The organism is Acidovorax sp. (genome assembly GCF_046294525.1).
GTDB lineage: Bacteria > Pseudomonadota > Gammaproteobacteria > Burkholderiales > Burkholderiaceae_C > Acidovorax.
The window spans coordinates 26,983-41,054 of record NZ_JBKBKQ010000003.1 but is presented as its reverse complement, the minus strand read 5'-3'; the positions used below and the strand labels follow the sequence as shown (position 1 = coordinate 41,054).

Annotated in this window: 14 protein-coding genes; 8 read left to right on the top strand and 6 right to left on the bottom strand. The window is 65.4% G+C overall.

All coding sequences use genetic code 11. The features are described from left to right. Positions 1-167: 167 nt before the first annotated feature. Positions 168-626, bottom strand: coding sequence for a YiiD C-terminal domain-containing protein (locus tag ACK4HJ_RS04675; protein ID WP_409828158.1), 459 nt, complete (start codon positions 624-626; stop codon positions 168-170). 245 nt (positions 627-871) lie between these two features. Continuing rightward, positions 872-1,774 carry a LysR family transcriptional regulator gene (locus ACK4HJ_RS04670; RefSeq protein ID WP_409828156.1) on the bottom strand — a complete coding sequence of 301 codons (903 nt, stop codon included), beginning with the start codon at positions 1,772-1,774 and terminating at the stop codon, positions 872-874. A gap of 172 nt (positions 1,775-1,946) precedes the next feature. Here ACK4HJ_RS04670 and ACK4HJ_RS04665 point away from each other — a divergent pair, with 172 nt between their 5' ends. The 6 genes from ACK4HJ_RS04665 to mmsB all read left to right on the top strand — a co-directional run bounded on the left by ACK4HJ_RS04665 (position 1,947) and on the right by mmsB (position 7,464). Further along, entirely contained in the window at positions 1,947-3,470 is a 1,524-nt protein-coding gene (locus ACK4HJ_RS04665; protein WP_409828154.1) for a CoA-acylating methylmalonate-semialdehyde dehydrogenase, read from the top strand. Positions 3,471-3,671: 201 nt separating this feature from the next. Beyond that, positions 3,672-4,052 (top strand): lysozyme inhibitor LprI family protein, encoded by a 381-nt coding sequence (locus ACK4HJ_RS04660; protein ID WP_409828679.1) that lies wholly within the window; start codon positions 3,672-3,674, stop codon positions 4,050-4,052. A gap of 233 nt (positions 4,053-4,285) precedes the next feature. Continuing rightward, positions 4,286-5,452: an acyl-CoA dehydrogenase family protein gene (locus ACK4HJ_RS04655; RefSeq protein ID WP_409828152.1), complete on the top strand. Its 1,167-nt coding sequence runs from the start codon at positions 4,286-4,288 to the stop codon at positions 5,450-5,452. A gap of 64 nt (positions 5,453-5,516) precedes the next feature. Beyond that, complete coding sequence (locus tag ACK4HJ_RS04650) at positions 5,517-6,026, top strand: TfoX/Sxy family protein (protein WP_409828151.1); 510 nt, start codon at positions 5,517-5,519, stop codon at positions 6,024-6,026. 47 nt (positions 6,027-6,073) lie between these two features. Beyond that, positions 6,074-6,463 carry a DUF488 domain-containing protein gene (locus ACK4HJ_RS04645; RefSeq protein ID WP_409828149.1) on the top strand — a complete coding sequence of 130 codons (390 nt, stop codon included), beginning with the start codon at positions 6,074-6,076 and terminating at the stop codon, positions 6,461-6,463. Between the two features lie 107 nt (positions 6,464-6,570). Then, entirely contained in the window at positions 6,571-7,464 is an 894-nt protein-coding gene (gene mmsB, locus ACK4HJ_RS04640; protein ID WP_409828148.1) for a 3-hydroxyisobutyrate dehydrogenase, read from the top strand. A 122-nt stretch (positions 7,465-7,586) separates the two neighbouring features. On the opposite strand, the gene ACK4HJ_RS04635 is transcribed toward mmsB, so the two are convergent. Further along, a complete protein-coding gene (locus tag ACK4HJ_RS04635; RefSeq protein ID WP_409828147.1) occupies positions 7,587-7,982 on the bottom strand; it encodes a hypothetical protein in 396 nt (131 codons plus the stop codon). Beyond that, positions 7,983-8,225 carry a hypothetical protein gene (locus ACK4HJ_RS04630; RefSeq protein WP_409828145.1) on the bottom strand — a complete coding sequence of 81 codons (243 nt, stop codon included), beginning with the start codon at positions 8,223-8,225 and terminating at the stop codon, positions 7,983-7,985. A gap of 35 nt (positions 8,226-8,260) precedes the next feature. Between ACK4HJ_RS04630 and ACK4HJ_RS04625 the strand changes: the two genes are divergently transcribed. Together ACK4HJ_RS04625 and ACK4HJ_RS04620 are read left to right on the top strand one after the other, a co-directional pair. Beyond that, positions 8,261-8,761, top strand: a complete 501-nt coding sequence (locus tag ACK4HJ_RS04625; protein ID WP_409828143.1) for an ATP-binding cassette domain-containing protein — start codon at positions 8,261-8,263, stop codon at positions 8,759-8,761. Further along, positions 8,758-9,504 (top strand): glutamine amidotransferase, encoded by a 747-nt coding sequence (locus ACK4HJ_RS04620; RefSeq protein WP_409828142.1) that lies wholly within the window; start codon positions 8,758-8,760, stop codon positions 9,502-9,504. The genes ACK4HJ_RS04625 and ACK4HJ_RS04620 overlap by 4 nt, the downstream gene beginning before the upstream one ends. 115 nt (positions 9,505-9,619) lie before the next feature. Here the strand turns inward: ACK4HJ_RS04620 and ACK4HJ_RS04615 are convergent, their stop codons facing one another. Beyond that, on the bottom strand, positions 9,620-10,171 hold the full coding sequence (locus ACK4HJ_RS04615) for a TIGR02281 family clan AA aspartic protease (RefSeq protein ID WP_409828140.1): 552 nt from the start codon (positions 10,169-10,171) through the stop codon (positions 9,620-9,622). Positions 10,172-10,387: 216 nt separating this feature from the next. Next, positions 10,388-14,038 (bottom strand): EAL domain-containing protein, encoded by a 3,651-nt coding sequence (locus ACK4HJ_RS04610; protein ID WP_409828138.1) that lies wholly within the window; start codon positions 14,036-14,038, stop codon positions 10,388-10,390. Positions 14,039-14,072 lie beyond the last annotated feature (34 nt).

Genomic DNA, 14,072 nt, shown 5'->3' with positions numbered 1-14,072 from the left:
CGGCACGCGGGTAGTGATGGGTTCCGTAGAGAATTCTTGGCCCGCTGTCCCGCATCACAAGGTTAGTCGGCCACATGCCGTGCAATGCCGCGATGAGCGGCGCCCCCGTGTGCCATTTCGCCGCTTTGCGTCGTGTGGGGGTGGGATGCCCGACCCTGCGCGCAGCATCAGCCGCCGGGATACCCGGGCCCAAATGCCACAAACTCCCCCACCAGGCGGCCCGCCTGCGCGCCCTGGTAGTGCAGCGCAGATGCCTGCTCGATCCGCCCCAGACCCTTGCGCCGCAGCATGCGCGTAAACGCATCCCACGGGCCTGCGACGGGCGCCTGGGCCACAGCGGTAAAGGTGCCATCGATGGGCGCGACGTAGTCCATGGTGTTGCGCTGGATCACCAGCCGGCTGCCCAACCCCTCGGCCGACAGGCGCAAGTGCAGCATGGACCACGCCGCCAGAATGGCAACGGCCGATGCGCTGCCGCCAAACACCGTCTCGCGGTGGTTGATGTTGGGGGCCAGCGGCGCGCTGAGCACCACCTGCTGGGACGATGCTTCGACCACGGTGACTTCCATGGCGGCAGAGAGGGGGATGTGCTGGTGCAGGTAGGACTGCAGTTCAAGGTGTTTCACGGTGCGTCTGGGGTGAGAGGCAAAATCTACACTCATTCAAGCGGGTCCATGGCGGCGCCGCAGCAGAACGCGGCCGTCGCTTTGGATCAAAGCTGCGGCGCGTTGGCGGATAGGGGGTGCGCTGGAAAAGGTTGGGTGGTTGTTCATGGCGTCGGCTTGCACAGCGGGTCAAAAATATGATCAAAAAATGCCCGCAGCGCTTATCCATAAAGCGCCACCAGCTATCATTAAAATAGCATTCGATCTCACACCGCCTCGGCCGGCGGCAGCAACAGCCCCTGCTGGGCCGCCACCGCCGCGCGCAAAAAGTCCCACGTGGCCTGCATGCGCGCCACGTGCTTGTTGTCGCCGGGCATGGACATCCAGAACGTGCGCTGAAACCGCGCCACGCCCGGCAGCACCGGAACCAGCGATGGGTCTTGCGCCGCCACAAAGGCGGGCAGCACGGCCAGGCCGGCGCCGATACGCGCGGCCTCGTACTGCGCCAGCACGCTGGTGCTGCGCAGTGCAAAGTGCGCGGGCCGGTGCAACTCGTCCAATATCTGCAGCTCCTTGCTGAACAGCAGGTCGTCCACATAGCTGATGAAGGTGTGGCCGCGCAGGTCGTCCACCGTGCGGATGGGAGCGTGGCGCTGCAGGTAGCTGCGCGCGCCGTAGAGCTGCAGCACGTAGTCGGTGAGCTTGACCACCACCACCGCGCCGCGCGCGGGGCGCTCCAGTGAGATGACGATGTCCGCCTCGCGCCGCGACAGGTGCACCAGGCGCGGCAGCGCCAGCAGGTCCACCACCAGGCCCGGGTGGTCCAACGCAAACCGGGCCAGTTGCGGCGCCAGGATCAGGTTGCCAAAACCTTCGGTGGTGCCAATGCGCACCAGCCCGTGCAGGCCCTGACGCACGCCGGGGGCGGCGTTCTCCACGGCCAGAAAGGCGGCCTCCATCGCCTCCACCTGGGGCAGCAGCGCGCGGCCAGCCTCGCTCAGCCGGTGGCCGCCCGCCTCGCGCGCAAACAGGGCCGAGCCGACCTGCTTTTCCAGCGCCTGGATGCGGCGCGCCACCGTGGTGTGATCCACCGCCAGCCGGCGCGCGGCGCCCACCAGCGTGCCGGCGCGGGCCAGTTCCAGAAAGTAGCGCAGGTTGTCCCAGTCCATAGAGGGGGGTCCTTGTGATTCGACGGAAAGCAAGGTGTGCATTTTTGCAAACCTTCTGCGCAGCATTGTCTATTGTGTTCACAAATCTGCACAGCTACGATGGCGCAGTTTTGGGCACCCCGCCCCACCCCGCCACCAAGTTTTGCCCCGCTTTATTCCAGGAGACAAGTTCATGAACGCACCCACTTCCCAGGCCGTGCTGGCCCCCACCGTCAAGCTGTTGATCGGCGGGCAATTCGTCGAGTCCAAGTCCACCGAATGGCGCGACGTGGTGAACCCCGCCACCCAAGAGGTCCTGGCCCGCGTGCCTTTTGCCACGCAGGACGAAATCAATGCTGCAGTGGCCAGCGCCAAGGAAGCGTTCAAGACCTGGAAGAAGACCCCCATCGGCACCCGCGCCCGCATCTTCCTCAAGTACCAGCAGCTCATCCGCGAAAACATGGCCGAGCTGGCTGCCATCCTGACGGCCGAGCAAGGCAAGACCCTGCCCGACGCCGAAGGCGATGTGTTCCGTGGCCTCGAAGTGGTGGAGCACGCAGCCAGCATCGGCAACCTGCAGCTGGGCGAGCTGGCCAATAACGTTGCTGGGGGCGTGGACACCTACACGCTGCTGCAGCCGCTGGGCGTGTGCGCAGGCATCACCCCCTTCAACTTCCCGGCCATGATCCCGCTGTGGATGTTCCCCATGGCCATCGCCACGGGCAACACTTTCGTGCTCAAGCCCTCCGAGCAAGACCCCATGGTGACCATGCGCCTGTGCGAGCTGGCGCTGGAAGCCGGCATCCCGCCCGGCGTGCTCAACGTGGTGCACGGCGGCGAGATGGCCGTGAACGCCATTTGCGATCACAAGGACATCAAGGCGATCAGCTTCGTGGGCTCCACCAAGGTGGGCACGCACGTCTACAACCGGGCCAGCCTGGCGGGCAAGCGCGTGCAATGCATGATGGGCGCCAAGAACCACGCCATCGTGATGCCCGATGCCAACAAGGAACAGACCCTGAACGCCCTGGCCGGTGCTGCCTTTGGTGCCGCAGGCCAGCGCTGCATGGCGCTGTCGGTGGTGGTGCTGGTGGGCGAGGCGCAAAAGTGGATCCCCGAGCTTGTAGAGAAGGCCAAGACGCTCAAGGTGAGCGCAGGCACCGAAAAGGGCACGGACGTGGGCCCGGTCGTGTCCTGCGCCGCGCTGTCGCGTGTGGAAGGCCTGATCGAGCGCGGCATTGCCGACGGCGCCAAGCTGGAACTGGACGGCCGCAAGCCCCAGGTGACTGGCTACGAAAAGGGCAACTTCGTGGGCCCCACGGTGTTCAGCGGCGTCAAGCCCGGCATGGCCATCTATGACCAGGAAATCTTTGGCCCCGTGCTGTGCCTGTCGGCCGCGGCAGACATTGACGAAGCCATCGAGTTCATCAACAGCAACCCCAACGGCAACGGCACCGCCATCTTCACCCAGTCGGGTGCAGCAGCGCGCAAGTTCCAGGAAGAGATCGACGTGGGCCAGGTCGGCATCAACGTGCCAATCCCTGTGCCCGTGCCGCTGTTCTCGTTCTCAGGCTCGCGCGCTTCCAAGCTGGGCGACCTGGGCCCCTACGGCAAGCAGGTCGTGCTGTTCTACACGCAGACCAAGACCGTGACGGCGCGCTGGTTTGACGACAGCACCATCTCGCATGGTGTGAATACGACGATCAGCTTGAAGTGACATCCCCCTGAGGCGCTGCGCGCTTTTCCCCTTCTCTTGCATCGCTGCGCGATGCGGAAGGGGGACGCAGCCAGCGCTTGAACCGGAGACTGGCGGCCCTTGCGCGGCTACCTCGCATTTGTCCGCGCCAGTTTCAACCGCTGCGCGCGGTGGTAAAAGCGGGACATGCAAATTGATCTGACAACGATGCGGGGATGGGCAATGGTCTTCGGTGCTGCGAGCGTGATGCTGATCGGGGCCGACGCCCACGCGCAAGCTGGTGCAGCCTGCAAACCCGGCGGCACGGTGGAAGAAACCAACGCCTGCGCCGTGCAAGCCTTCCAGGCGGCAGACACCGAGATCGCCATCCTCTACGGCGACGTGATGCGCGCCCTGTCGGCCCACGAGCGGCCCCAACTGCGCCAGGAGCACACGGCCTGGCAGCGCGAGCGCACCACCCGCTGCAAACAGGCCCAACGCGCCAACGAGTCCGAGCCCACGTGGCCGCGCCTGTACCACGAGTGCTTAACGGCAGAAACACAGGCGCGCCGACGGGGCCTGATGCGCTGGCTGACGCTGGACCACCCGTCTGCCAAGCCATGAACATGAATATTGACCCGATGAACTCCGCCTCTTTGATTTCCAAATATCCGTTCGGGCTGAGCTTGTCGAAGCCTCGCGCAGCCCCGTAGGTCGGGTTAGCCCGCCAGGGCATAACCCGACGCCGACAGTGCACGTAGCGTTGGCGTCGGGTTACGCTGCGCTAACCCGACCTACGAGGCTAGGAAGCTCGCTCCATTGCAAAAGCGCAACAACAAGCGATATCGAGACACACCATGGACTTTGAACTCACCGAAGAGCAACGCGCCTTTGCCCAGACCGCGCGCGACTTCGCCCAGGCCGAGCTGGCACCCCACGCCGCGCACTGGGACGAGGAAGGCATCTTCCCGAAAGAAGCCATCGCCAAGGCGGGCGAGCTGGGCTTTTGTGGCCTCTACGCACCCGAAGCCGCCGGCGGCCTCGCCCTGCCCCGGCTCGATGCCACGCTGGTCTTTGAAGAAATGGCGGCCGTGGACCCTTCCACTACCGCCTTCATCACCATACACAACATGGCCACCTGGATGCTGGGCACCTGGGCCACACCCGCCGTGCGCGACCACTGGGGCCCGCTGCTCACCACGGGCGAAAAGCTCGCCAGCTACTGCCTGACCGAGCCGGGCGCAGGCTCCGACGCCGCCTCGCTCAAGACCCGCGCCGAGCTGGTGGGCAACGAATACGTCATCAACGGCGCCAAGGCCTTTATCAGCGGCGCAGGCAGCACCGATGTGCTGGTGCTCATGGCCCGCACGGGCGATGCGCAATCCGGCGCGGGTGGCATCAGCGCCTTTGCCGTGCCCGCCGATACGCCCGGCATCAGCTACGGCAAGAAGGAACAGAAGATGGGCTGGAACAGCCAGCCCACGCGCACAATCAGCTTCGATAACGTGCGCATCCCCGCCGACCACCTGCTGGGCCACGAGGGCGAAGGCTTCAAGATCGCCATGAAGGGCCTGGACGGGGGCCGCATCAACATCGCCACCTGCTCGGTGGGCGCGGCGCAAGGCGCGCTCAACGCTGCCCAGCAGTACATGCAAGACCGCAAGCAGTTCGGCAAACCCATCGCCAGCTTCCAGGCGCTGCAGTTCAAGCTGGCCGATATGGCCACCGAGTTGGTCGCCGCCCGCCAGATGGTGCGCCTGGCTGCAGCCAAGCTCGACGCCGGCGCGCGCGACGCATCCACCTACTGCGCCATGGCCAAGCGTTTTGCCACCGATGCAGGCTTTACGGTGGTCAACGAAGCCCTGCAGCTGCACGGCGGCTATGGCTACATCCGCGAATACCCGCTGGAGCGCCTGCTGCGCGACGCGCGTGTACACCAGATCCTGGAAGGCACGAACGAGATCATGCGGGTCATCATTGCCCGGCGCATGCTGGACGGGGATGCGACGGAGGTGATTCGATAGCTATATTTTTAGTAGCTGCCTGCGCTTGTCCAGCAAGCGCTAGCGGCCGTTTTTATTCAGAACCATGCCAGCACGCCCCCTCAGCGACGAAACCCTGCGCCTGATCGATGCCGTGCGCAGCGCGCTCGCGCACCGCAGCGATGTGGAGGAGCGACCGCTGTTCGGCACGCATGCGTTCTTCGTGGACGGCAAGATGTGCCTTGCCGTCAAGGGCGAGGAACTGCTGGTGCGCCTGCCGCCCGAACGCCACGGCGAACTGCAGGAGATGCAGAACACGCGCGAGCTGTCACCCGGCGGCGGCATGCTGGGCTACTTTTGGGTGGAGCCCAATGGCTATTCCACCCGGGCGCAGTGGAACTACTGGGTGGATGAAGCGTTGGCCTACAACCCGCTGGCCAAGGCGTCACCGCGCAAGAAAAACAAGACAAGCGCCACCAGCACTCCGGCTGGGGCTAAAAAGTCGCCTGCCCGCAGCAGCGCCGCCAAGCCGAAGAAAACAGCGACGGCGACGGCAACAACAAGCGCAGCACCCGCCGGAGCGAAGAAACACAGCATCTTCGAAGCCGACGACTGACCTGCCCGCCCACCCCGCCCGCAACCCCCACCCGGAGCCACAACACCATGCCCCTTCGCATCGTCCGCCTCGGCACCCCACGCGCCGCCGGGGAAGGCACCCGCATCGGCACCGTGCGCCGCCCGCCGCGCGGCGTGCCCAAGGCCGAGTTCGCCAGCCGCGACTACTACGACGTGTGGTACCCCCTGCTCTCGCCCAGCGCCGACTTGATGGCCCAGGGGCAGCAGGCCGAGACGGACAAGGAGTGGGAGGCCTTCGTGAAGCAATTCAGCAAGGAACTGGCCCAGCCCGAAGCCAGCCGCACGCTGGACCTTCTGGTCGCGCTGTCGCACCACAGCGCCCTATCGGTGGGCTGCTACTGCGAGGACGAGGCGCGCTGCCACCGCTCGGTGCTGCGGGCCGAGCTGCTGGCGCGCGGGGCCGAGGTGGTCGGCTGAGCCACCGAAAAAATCCAACGATTTTGGCCCCCAGCGCTTGATGGACAAGCGCTGGTAGCTATCAAAACCATATCAACTTCCATTTACAAACCAAGGAGACCTCCAACATGAAAATCGCATTCATCGGCCTCGGCAACATGGGCGGCCCCATGGCCCTGAACCTGCACAAGGCGGGCCAAGACGTCGGCGCGTTCGACCTCTCCAAACCCGCCTGCGACAAGCTCGCCGCCGACGGCGTGCGCATTGCCACCGACGCGGGCAACTGCGTGGTGGGCGCCGAAGTCGTCATCAGCATGCTGCCCGCCAGCCAGCATGTGGAGGCGCTGTACCTGGGCAACGACAAGCAGCCCGGCCTGCTGCCCCAATTGGCCGCTGGCACGCTGATCATCGACTGCTCCACCATCGCAGCCGCCACCTCCCGCAAGGTGGCCGAAGCCGCCAAGGCCAAGGGCGTGGCGTTCATCGACGCACCCGTCTCCGGCGGCACCGGCGGCGCCATTGCAGGCACCCTCACCTTCATGGTGGGCGGCGACGCCGCCGACCTGGAGCGCGCCCGCCCCGTGCTCGAAAAAATGGGCGCCAACATCTTCCACGCCGGCAGCGTGGGCGCCGGCCAAACGGCCAAGATCTGCAACAACATGCTGCTGGGCATTCTGATGGCGGGCACCAGCGAGGCCATTGCTTTGGGCGTGGCCAACGGCCTGGACCCCAAGGTGCTCAGCGAAATCATGCGCCGCAGCTCGGGCGGCAACTGGGCGCTGGAGAAGTACAACCCCTTCCCCGGCGTGATGGAAACCGCGCCTGCGAGCAAAGGCTATGCAGGTGGCTTCGGCACCGACCTGATGCTTAAGGACTTGGGCTTGGCGCAGGAGAACGCGATGGCGGTAAAGGCTGCCACGCCGCTGGGGGGCATGGCGCGCAATTTGTATGCGGCGCACAGCTTGGCGGGGAATGGGGGGCTGGATTTTTCCAGCATCATCAAGATGGTGCAGAAGGGGTAATCTCTTCTCCGCCTTAGAAAAACGCCGGCGATTGCCGGCGTTATTTCTTAGTCAATCCCGGTTTACAGAAATATTAACGGGATCAGAGAGAGTTCGCGCCAATCACTTCGTCCCATATCTGGTCATGCCTCTGGCCCACGAATTGCGGAGGATCGCAATCTTGCACCAACCGTTGACTCAATGATCTTATTTACCAAATCTTCCGTTTTATCTTGTTTTGACACCGCAATGTCCAGGTGGCGCGCAAGTAATTCAAGAGACTTTTTATTCAGGGCGATTTCTCTCAGGTGGTTACTTGCGATCCCTCTATCCGAGAAACTCTCAAGTTCCTTTGCAATCTCCGCCGATTTTAAACTCTCTGAGTCAACGGCGACCTTTGTACTACTACGGTTTCGAACGATCTTCAAGTCAATGATGTGAGTTCCATGCACCACTCTATCCAGCTCGTCATCTGGGAGGTTTGCGACGGCCTTGCTAAGCAGCTCAAAAATTAAAGACAATTGTTCATTCCGTTTCATTTAAAGAGCCTCCACACGCTGCTCAAACTCCTTAACCAAGGCCTCGATTTCGCTTACAACTTCCGAGTGTGTTGGGCTGTTGTACGCATTTAGCATAACAGGTCGCAAATTCTGAGGTGCATCCGCAAAAATTGTTTTATTTTCCCGAAAGAAATTCTCAAAGGCGGGTACGCCATGGCGTTTGGTTTGAGCTATGAATTGACGCTGGGCGGCAATCGGCTGGCCCGATGTTATTTGGATCATGGTAAATATGACACCAAGGACTTCCGCTGGGCAATGTGCTGCTGGGCCTGGTGGCGCCCGACACGGGCCGTGTGGAGCGCAGCGCCAGGCTACGCCCGCATGCGTTTCAGAAGCTGTACCAGGAACCGGTCAGTTCGTTCGCCCCGCACATCAGCCTGGCCCAGTCGCTGCGCGATGCGGCCCGGCTGCACCGCTGCCACTGGAAGGCGGTGCAGCAGCGCATGGCCCAACTGCGTGTGCCCGAAGACCTGCTGGCCCGCAAGCCCGACCAAGTGTCGGGCGGCGAGCTGCAGCGCATTGCGCTGGCGCGGGTGCTGGTGGCGCAACCAGCGCTGCTGTTTGCCGACGAGCCCACCTCGCGCCTGGACCCGATCACGCAGCAGGAGGCCATCCAGGTGCTGCTGAGTGCGGTGCAAGACACCGGCGCCGCGCTGATGCTGGTGACCCACGACCCGCACCTGGCCGCCGCCGTGGGTACGCGCACGCTGGACTTTGCAAGCGGCGAGCAGCTCGCCGCCGCTATGCTCGCCGCATGACAGCGACACCCTCCCGCACCCTCTGGATCATCAAGACCGGCGACACCCTGCCCGCCCAACGGGCCCGGCATGGCGACTTTGAAGACTGGATTGCGCGCGGCCTGAACCAGGCCCCCGCCAGCACGCAGCTGGCGCTGCAGACACTGGACGCCCGCACCGCCACCGCATGGCCACAGCCCGGCCAGATAGCGGGCGTGGTGGTGACCGGCTCCCCCTCCATGGTGACCGACCGCGAACCCTGGAGCGAGCGCACCGCCGCATGGCTGGCCAGCGTGGTGGCGGCCCGGGTGCCCGTGCTGGGCATCTGCTACGGCCACCAACTGCTGGCCCACGCGCTGGGCGGCGAGGTGGCGCGCCACCCTGCCGGGCTGGAGATAGGCACCGTGGCCGTGCAGCGCCTGGCCGGTGCCGAGGGCGACGCCCTGCTGGACCACCTGCCAGCCCGCTTTGGTGCCCAGGTGGTGCACGAGCAAACGGTGCGGCGCCTGCCCCCTGGTGCCGTGGCGCTGGCCGCCAACGCGCACGAGCCGCACCACGCGTTCCGCGTCGGCCCCTGTGCCTGGGGCGTGCAGTTTCACCCCGAGTTCACCTATGCGGTGATGCGCGACTACGTAGCGTGTTTTGCGCCTGCGCTGCAGCGTGCAGGCGTGGATGTGAAAGCGCTGGAGCGAGGCGTGCAGGCCACGCCGGATTCGGCCAGCCTGCTGCCGCGTTTTGCGCAGTTGGTGGCGACAGCGGCCTAAAATTTGAATAAAAAGTGGCTCTGGCGCTTATCCAGCAAGCGCTAGCAGCTATCAAAACAGTAGTTCTATCAAACGGCAGTGGGCCCGCGCAACGAGCGGAGTCAGGACTGATTGTTCAACCACCGCGGGGCCGCAGCACCATGCGGTCGCGGCCCATCTCCACGTCAAAGTGACGCAGAAAGTTCTGGCCCAGCAGCGCATCGTCGTCGCTGCGGCCCGTGTAGCCCGTGCCCACGCGCAGGCCTGACACCGCCAGCGACCGCACGGTGACCGATTCCGAGGCAATCACGCGCCCCTGTCGCTGGCCGTTGGCGGTCTGGAAGGTGATGGGCTCGCCGCCCTGCAAGCCGGCACGCTGGGCGAGCGCGTCCGTCACGGCGACCAGACTGGCGCCCGTGTCCACCAAAAACATCACAGGCACCCCGTTGATGCTGCCCGCCACGCGAAAGTGCCCGTCATGGTGGCGCGGCACCACCACAGCGCCGTCGGCCGTCACGGTGACGCCCCGGGGCTGCATGAAGTACTGCATGCCAAAGTACAGTGCCGCCATCACCACCAGCCAGAAGGCGAGGATGCCCAGCGTGCCCACACGCATGAGCCGGCGCGTGGGCCGGTCGTCTCCAGGGGCGGCCGAGGGATAGGAAGATTGGCGGGGGTCGTTACCCATGGTTCAAACGTGTTGGAAAAGCGAACGGCGAAAAGGGAGAAAGGCCAGCGGCGCGCAGCCTGTGTGCAAGCCGACGGTCCGTCCATCATAGGAAGCCGGCCGATAACCTCGGTGCCCCCAGGCGCGCTGGGGGCTTGAACCCTCGATGCAGGGCCCTGCAAAAACGCGCGAGTCCGTGCCGACCCGCCCGAACTCGTGCCAAGGGTTTCGCCGGGTTCAAGCCGCTGCGGGCGGCACCGGCGCAGCCGGCGGGGCCTGCAGGAAGCGGGCCTCGAACACATCGGCCGGCACCGGCTTGCTAAGCAAGTAACCCTGCATTTCATCGCAGCCCAGCAGGGCCAGCATGCGTGACTGGCCCCCGGTCTCCACCCCTTCGGCCACCACCTTCAGGCCCAGAGAGTGCCCTAAGTTGATGATGGTGGACACGAGAGCCAGCCCCTGCGGCCCGGCGGCCAGGTTGGTGACGAACGAGCGGTCGATCTTGAGGATGTCCACCGGCAGCCGCGCCAGGTAGGCCAGCGATGAAAATCCGGTGCCAAAGTCGTCGATGGCAATGCAGATACCCATGTCGCGCAAGGCCTGCAGACTTTCGGTGCTGCGCTGCACGTCCTCCATCACCATGCTCTCGGTAATCTCCAGTTCCAGCCCTGCCGCGGCCTGTGGGTCGCCCCCGATCGCATCGCGCACCTCGTCGATGAAGCCACGGTGGCGAAGCTGCAGAAAGGACACGTTGACCGCCACGCGGACCGGAGCCAGCCCCGCTTCGCGCCAGCGCCGGTTGTCGGCCAGGGCCTGGCGCAGCGCCCAGCGGCCCACGTCATAGATGAGGCCGGTCTCTTCCAGGATGGGGATGAACTGCCCCGGCGGCACCAGGCCGCGCTGCGGGTCGTTCCAGCGGATGAGGGCCTCGGCGCCGCCGATGATGCCCGTGGCCAGGTGCTGCTTGGGCTGGTAGTGCAGCACGAACTGGTTGCGCTCCAGCGCCTCGCGCAGGCGCCCTTCCAGGCTCAGCGCCTCGGCCACGCGGGTGTTCATTTCCGAGGTGTAGAACAGCAGGTTGTCGGCCGAGGCCTTGGCCTTGTTGAGTGCGGCCTCGGCGTTGCGCAGCAGCGCTTCGGCGTCTGCGCCGTCCAGGGGGTAGACGGCGACGCCGGCCTTGGCGGCCATGCGCAGCTCGGTGCCGTCCAGCGTGAACGGAGCGTCAAAACAGGCGCGCATGAGATGGTCCACAGCCAGCGCCATGGCGCCCGCATCGCGCACATCGGGCACGGCGATGCCGAAGCTGTTGATGCCGATGCGCGCCAGGTCCATGTTGTCACTGGTCGCCCGCTGCAACCGCTGCGCCACCTGCGTGAGAAGCTCGTCTCCCGCGCGACGGCCCAGCGTGTCGTTGACGATGCGAAAGCGGCTGATGTCAATCAGCGCAATGCCCAGCAGTGCGGTGGCGCCGTCGCGCGGGCGCAGGTGCTGGCCGCTGCGCTCCAGGAACAGTGTGCGGTTGGGCAGCCCGGTGATGTCGTCGTAATACGCCAGGTAGCTCAGCCGGTCTTCCTTGTCCAGATGGTCCAGCGCAAAACCGATGTCACCGGCAAGGTCGGACAACAGCTTCATCTCGGCGTCATCAAAAAAGCGAATTTCGTCGGCCAGCAGCGCCAGCGTGGCTACCACCTGCTGGCCTACCAGAATCGGAAGCACCGCGATGCTGGCCACTCCGCGCGTCTGCAACTCATCGCGCAGCATCACGCGCGAATCGCCCACGATGTCGTCACAAACCACTGGACGGCCCGTGCGCACCACCGCAGAGGCCAGGCTTTCGCCCGGCGTGGGCACGTCGTACAGGCCGAGCCGGTCGTGGATGTTGTGCACAAAGTCGGACTCCACACCCGAGATGCCCACCGGAACGACCCGCGCATCCGCCCGGTCCACCCGGCCGATCCAGGCAATGCGGAAATGCCCGTGGTCCACGGCAATGCGGCAGGCTTCGCGGAACAGCTCTTCGCGCTCGCGCACCCGCACGATCAGCGTGTTGATGCCGCTGAGCATGGCGTACACGCGGTTCAAGCGTTTGATCTTGCGCTCGGCCTCGCGGCGCTCGGTGATGTCTTCGCCCAGGGCGGCCACGCCGGTCACCTGCCCGCCCACCGAGCGCAGCACGGTGTTGTTCCAGTGCACCAGCCGTCGCTCGCCCGCGCGGGTGAGGATTTCGTTGTCGTAATGCCAGGCAGAAGGCCGGTCGTCCAGCAAGTCGGCAAACACGCCGCGCACCTCCTGCACGTCGGGCGGCACAAACAGCTCGAACCAATTGCGCCCGAACACGTCTTCGCGCCGCCATCCGGTCAGCCGCAGCAGGTACTCATTGCAATAGGTGATGCAGCCGTCGCGGTCGAGCATGAGGGAGATCATCTCGACCTTGTCGAGCATGTCGTTGAAGCGGCGGTCGCTTTCGTGCAGCTCTTCCTCGGCCCGCTTCTCGCGGGTGATGTCCTGGATGGTATTGAACCAGCGGCCCACGCTGCCGCGCCCGGCTTCGTCGTCCAGCGGCTCCATCACCTGGCGCAGATGAATGGGCTGGCCGTCCGGACGGATCAGCCGGTAGGTGAAGTCCCGGCGCGCGCCGTGGCTTGCGGCTGCGTGCGCGTGGCGGCGAAAGACGTCGCGGTCTTCCGGGTGCACCAGGCCAAGCCAATCGCGCGCCGTCTGCGGCATGGCGTCCACAGCAACGCCCAGCATGTCTGGCAGGGTATCGAGCCAGCTCTCGAACACGCCCCCCGGGCCGCTGATGATGTGGGCAATGCGCGCCAGCGCCTGCGCGCGGCGCAGGCTGGCCTTGGTGGCGCGCAGGGTCTCCATGGCGCGCTGTCGCTCCAGCACCTCGCGCTGCAGTTGGTCGGCATGGCGCTGCACCTGCTGGTAGAGGCTGCCGTTCTCATAGATGCGGCCCACTTGCGCGCCCAGGATGGCCGCGAGCTTTTCGTCCTCTGCCGTGAAGCCTTCGGCCCCGAGCTTGTTGGCTAGGCAGATCCAGCCGTACGAGTACGACAGCGAGATCACGGGCACGATCAGCGCGGTGAACAAAGGTGGGTAGCCGGTAGGCAGGCCGATGGCCTCGGCCCTTCCGGCGGGGTCAAGCCATCGCTCGGGTCGGCGCTCTGCCCGCACCGTGCCCAGCAGGCCATGGGTGATCACGGGTGGCGGCAGCGTGCCCCACCGCTCCGCGTCCAGCCCGATGGTGCAGACAAATGGGTCAGGGCTGTCCTTGCGGGCCACGCACAGCACGGCGTACTGCGCGCCCACCAGGTCGCGCGCGCCGCGGCACACGCTGGCCAGCAGCGCCTGCGGGTCCCGCTCGGACGCCAGTTGCAGGTTCAGTTCGGTCAGGGCCGCCAAGCGCAGGTTGGTAGCCTCCAGCTGCGCTACGTTGCCGGTGAGCTTGTCCGTCATCAGCCGCAGGTGCTGCGTCTGGAAGCTGTGCTCGGAAACCGGGGACGCGGGCGCGGGCGCCTGGGCCAGAGCCAGTTCGATGGCGCCGAGGATCTCCTGTGGCTCGCAGGGCTTGACAAGCACTTGGGTCACGCCACAGGCAGCGGCCAGGTTGCGCGCCTCCAGTTCGCGGTAGTGTGCGCTGTAGAAGATCACCTGGGTCTGGGCGATGTCCGCATCGGCGCGCAGCTGGCGCACAAACTCGTAGCCGTCCATGGTGGGCATGAGGATGTCGGAGATGACCAACGAAGGCCGTTCGGCGCGCACCAGCGCCAGTGCCTCGGCGCCATCGGAGGCCTGCAGCGCCTGGTGTCCGCCGTGGCCGATCAGGGTGGCCACCAGCTCCCGGTTGGCGGGTTGATCATCGACAACAAGAATCTTTGCCATGCTGAATTGCCCAAGCGGCTCTGCGCCGACGTGC

Coding starts and splice junctions, on each gene's coding strand:
- ACK4HJ_RS04655 (WP_409828152.1), top strand. CDS start 4,286: ATGGACTTTGAACTCACCGAAGAGCAACGCGCCTTTGCCCAGACCGCG.
- ACK4HJ_RS04665 (WP_409828154.1), top strand. CDS start 1,947: ATGAACGCACCCACTTCCCAGGCCGTGCTGGCCCCCACCGTCAAGCTG.
- ACK4HJ_RS04620 (WP_409828142.1), top strand. CDS start 8,758: ATGACAGCGACACCCTCCCGCACCCTCTGGATCATCAAGACCGGCGAC.
- ACK4HJ_RS04670 (WP_409828156.1), bottom strand. CDS start 1,774: ATGGACTGGGACAACCTGCGCTACTTTCTGGAACTGGCCCGCGCCGGC.
- mmsB (WP_409828148.1), top strand. CDS start 6,571: ATGAAAATCGCATTCATCGGCCTCGGCAACATGGGCGGCCCCATGGCC.
- ACK4HJ_RS04635 (WP_409828147.1), bottom strand. CDS start 7,982: ATGAAACGGAATGAACAATTGTCTTTAATTTTTGAGCTGCTTAGCAAG.
- ACK4HJ_RS04650 (WP_409828151.1), top strand. CDS start 5,517: ATGCCAGCACGCCCCCTCAGCGACGAAACCCTGCGCCTGATCGATGCC.
- ACK4HJ_RS04645 (WP_409828149.1), top strand. CDS start 6,074: ATGCCCCTTCGCATCGTCCGCCTCGGCACCCCACGCGCCGCCGGGGAA.
- ACK4HJ_RS04615 (WP_409828140.1), bottom strand. CDS start 10,171: ATGGGTAACGACCCCCGCCAATCTTCCTATCCCTCGGCCGCCCCTGGA.
- ACK4HJ_RS04660 (WP_409828679.1), top strand. CDS start 3,672: ATGGTCTTCGGTGCTGCGAGCGTGATGCTGATCGGGGCCGACGCCCAC.
- ACK4HJ_RS04630 (WP_409828145.1), bottom strand. CDS start 8,225: ATGATCCAAATAACATCGGGCCAGCCGATTGCCGCCCAGCGTCAATTC.
- ACK4HJ_RS04610 (WP_409828138.1), bottom strand. CDS start 14,038: ATGGCAAAGATTCTTGTTGTCGATGATCAACCCGCCAACCGGGAGCTG.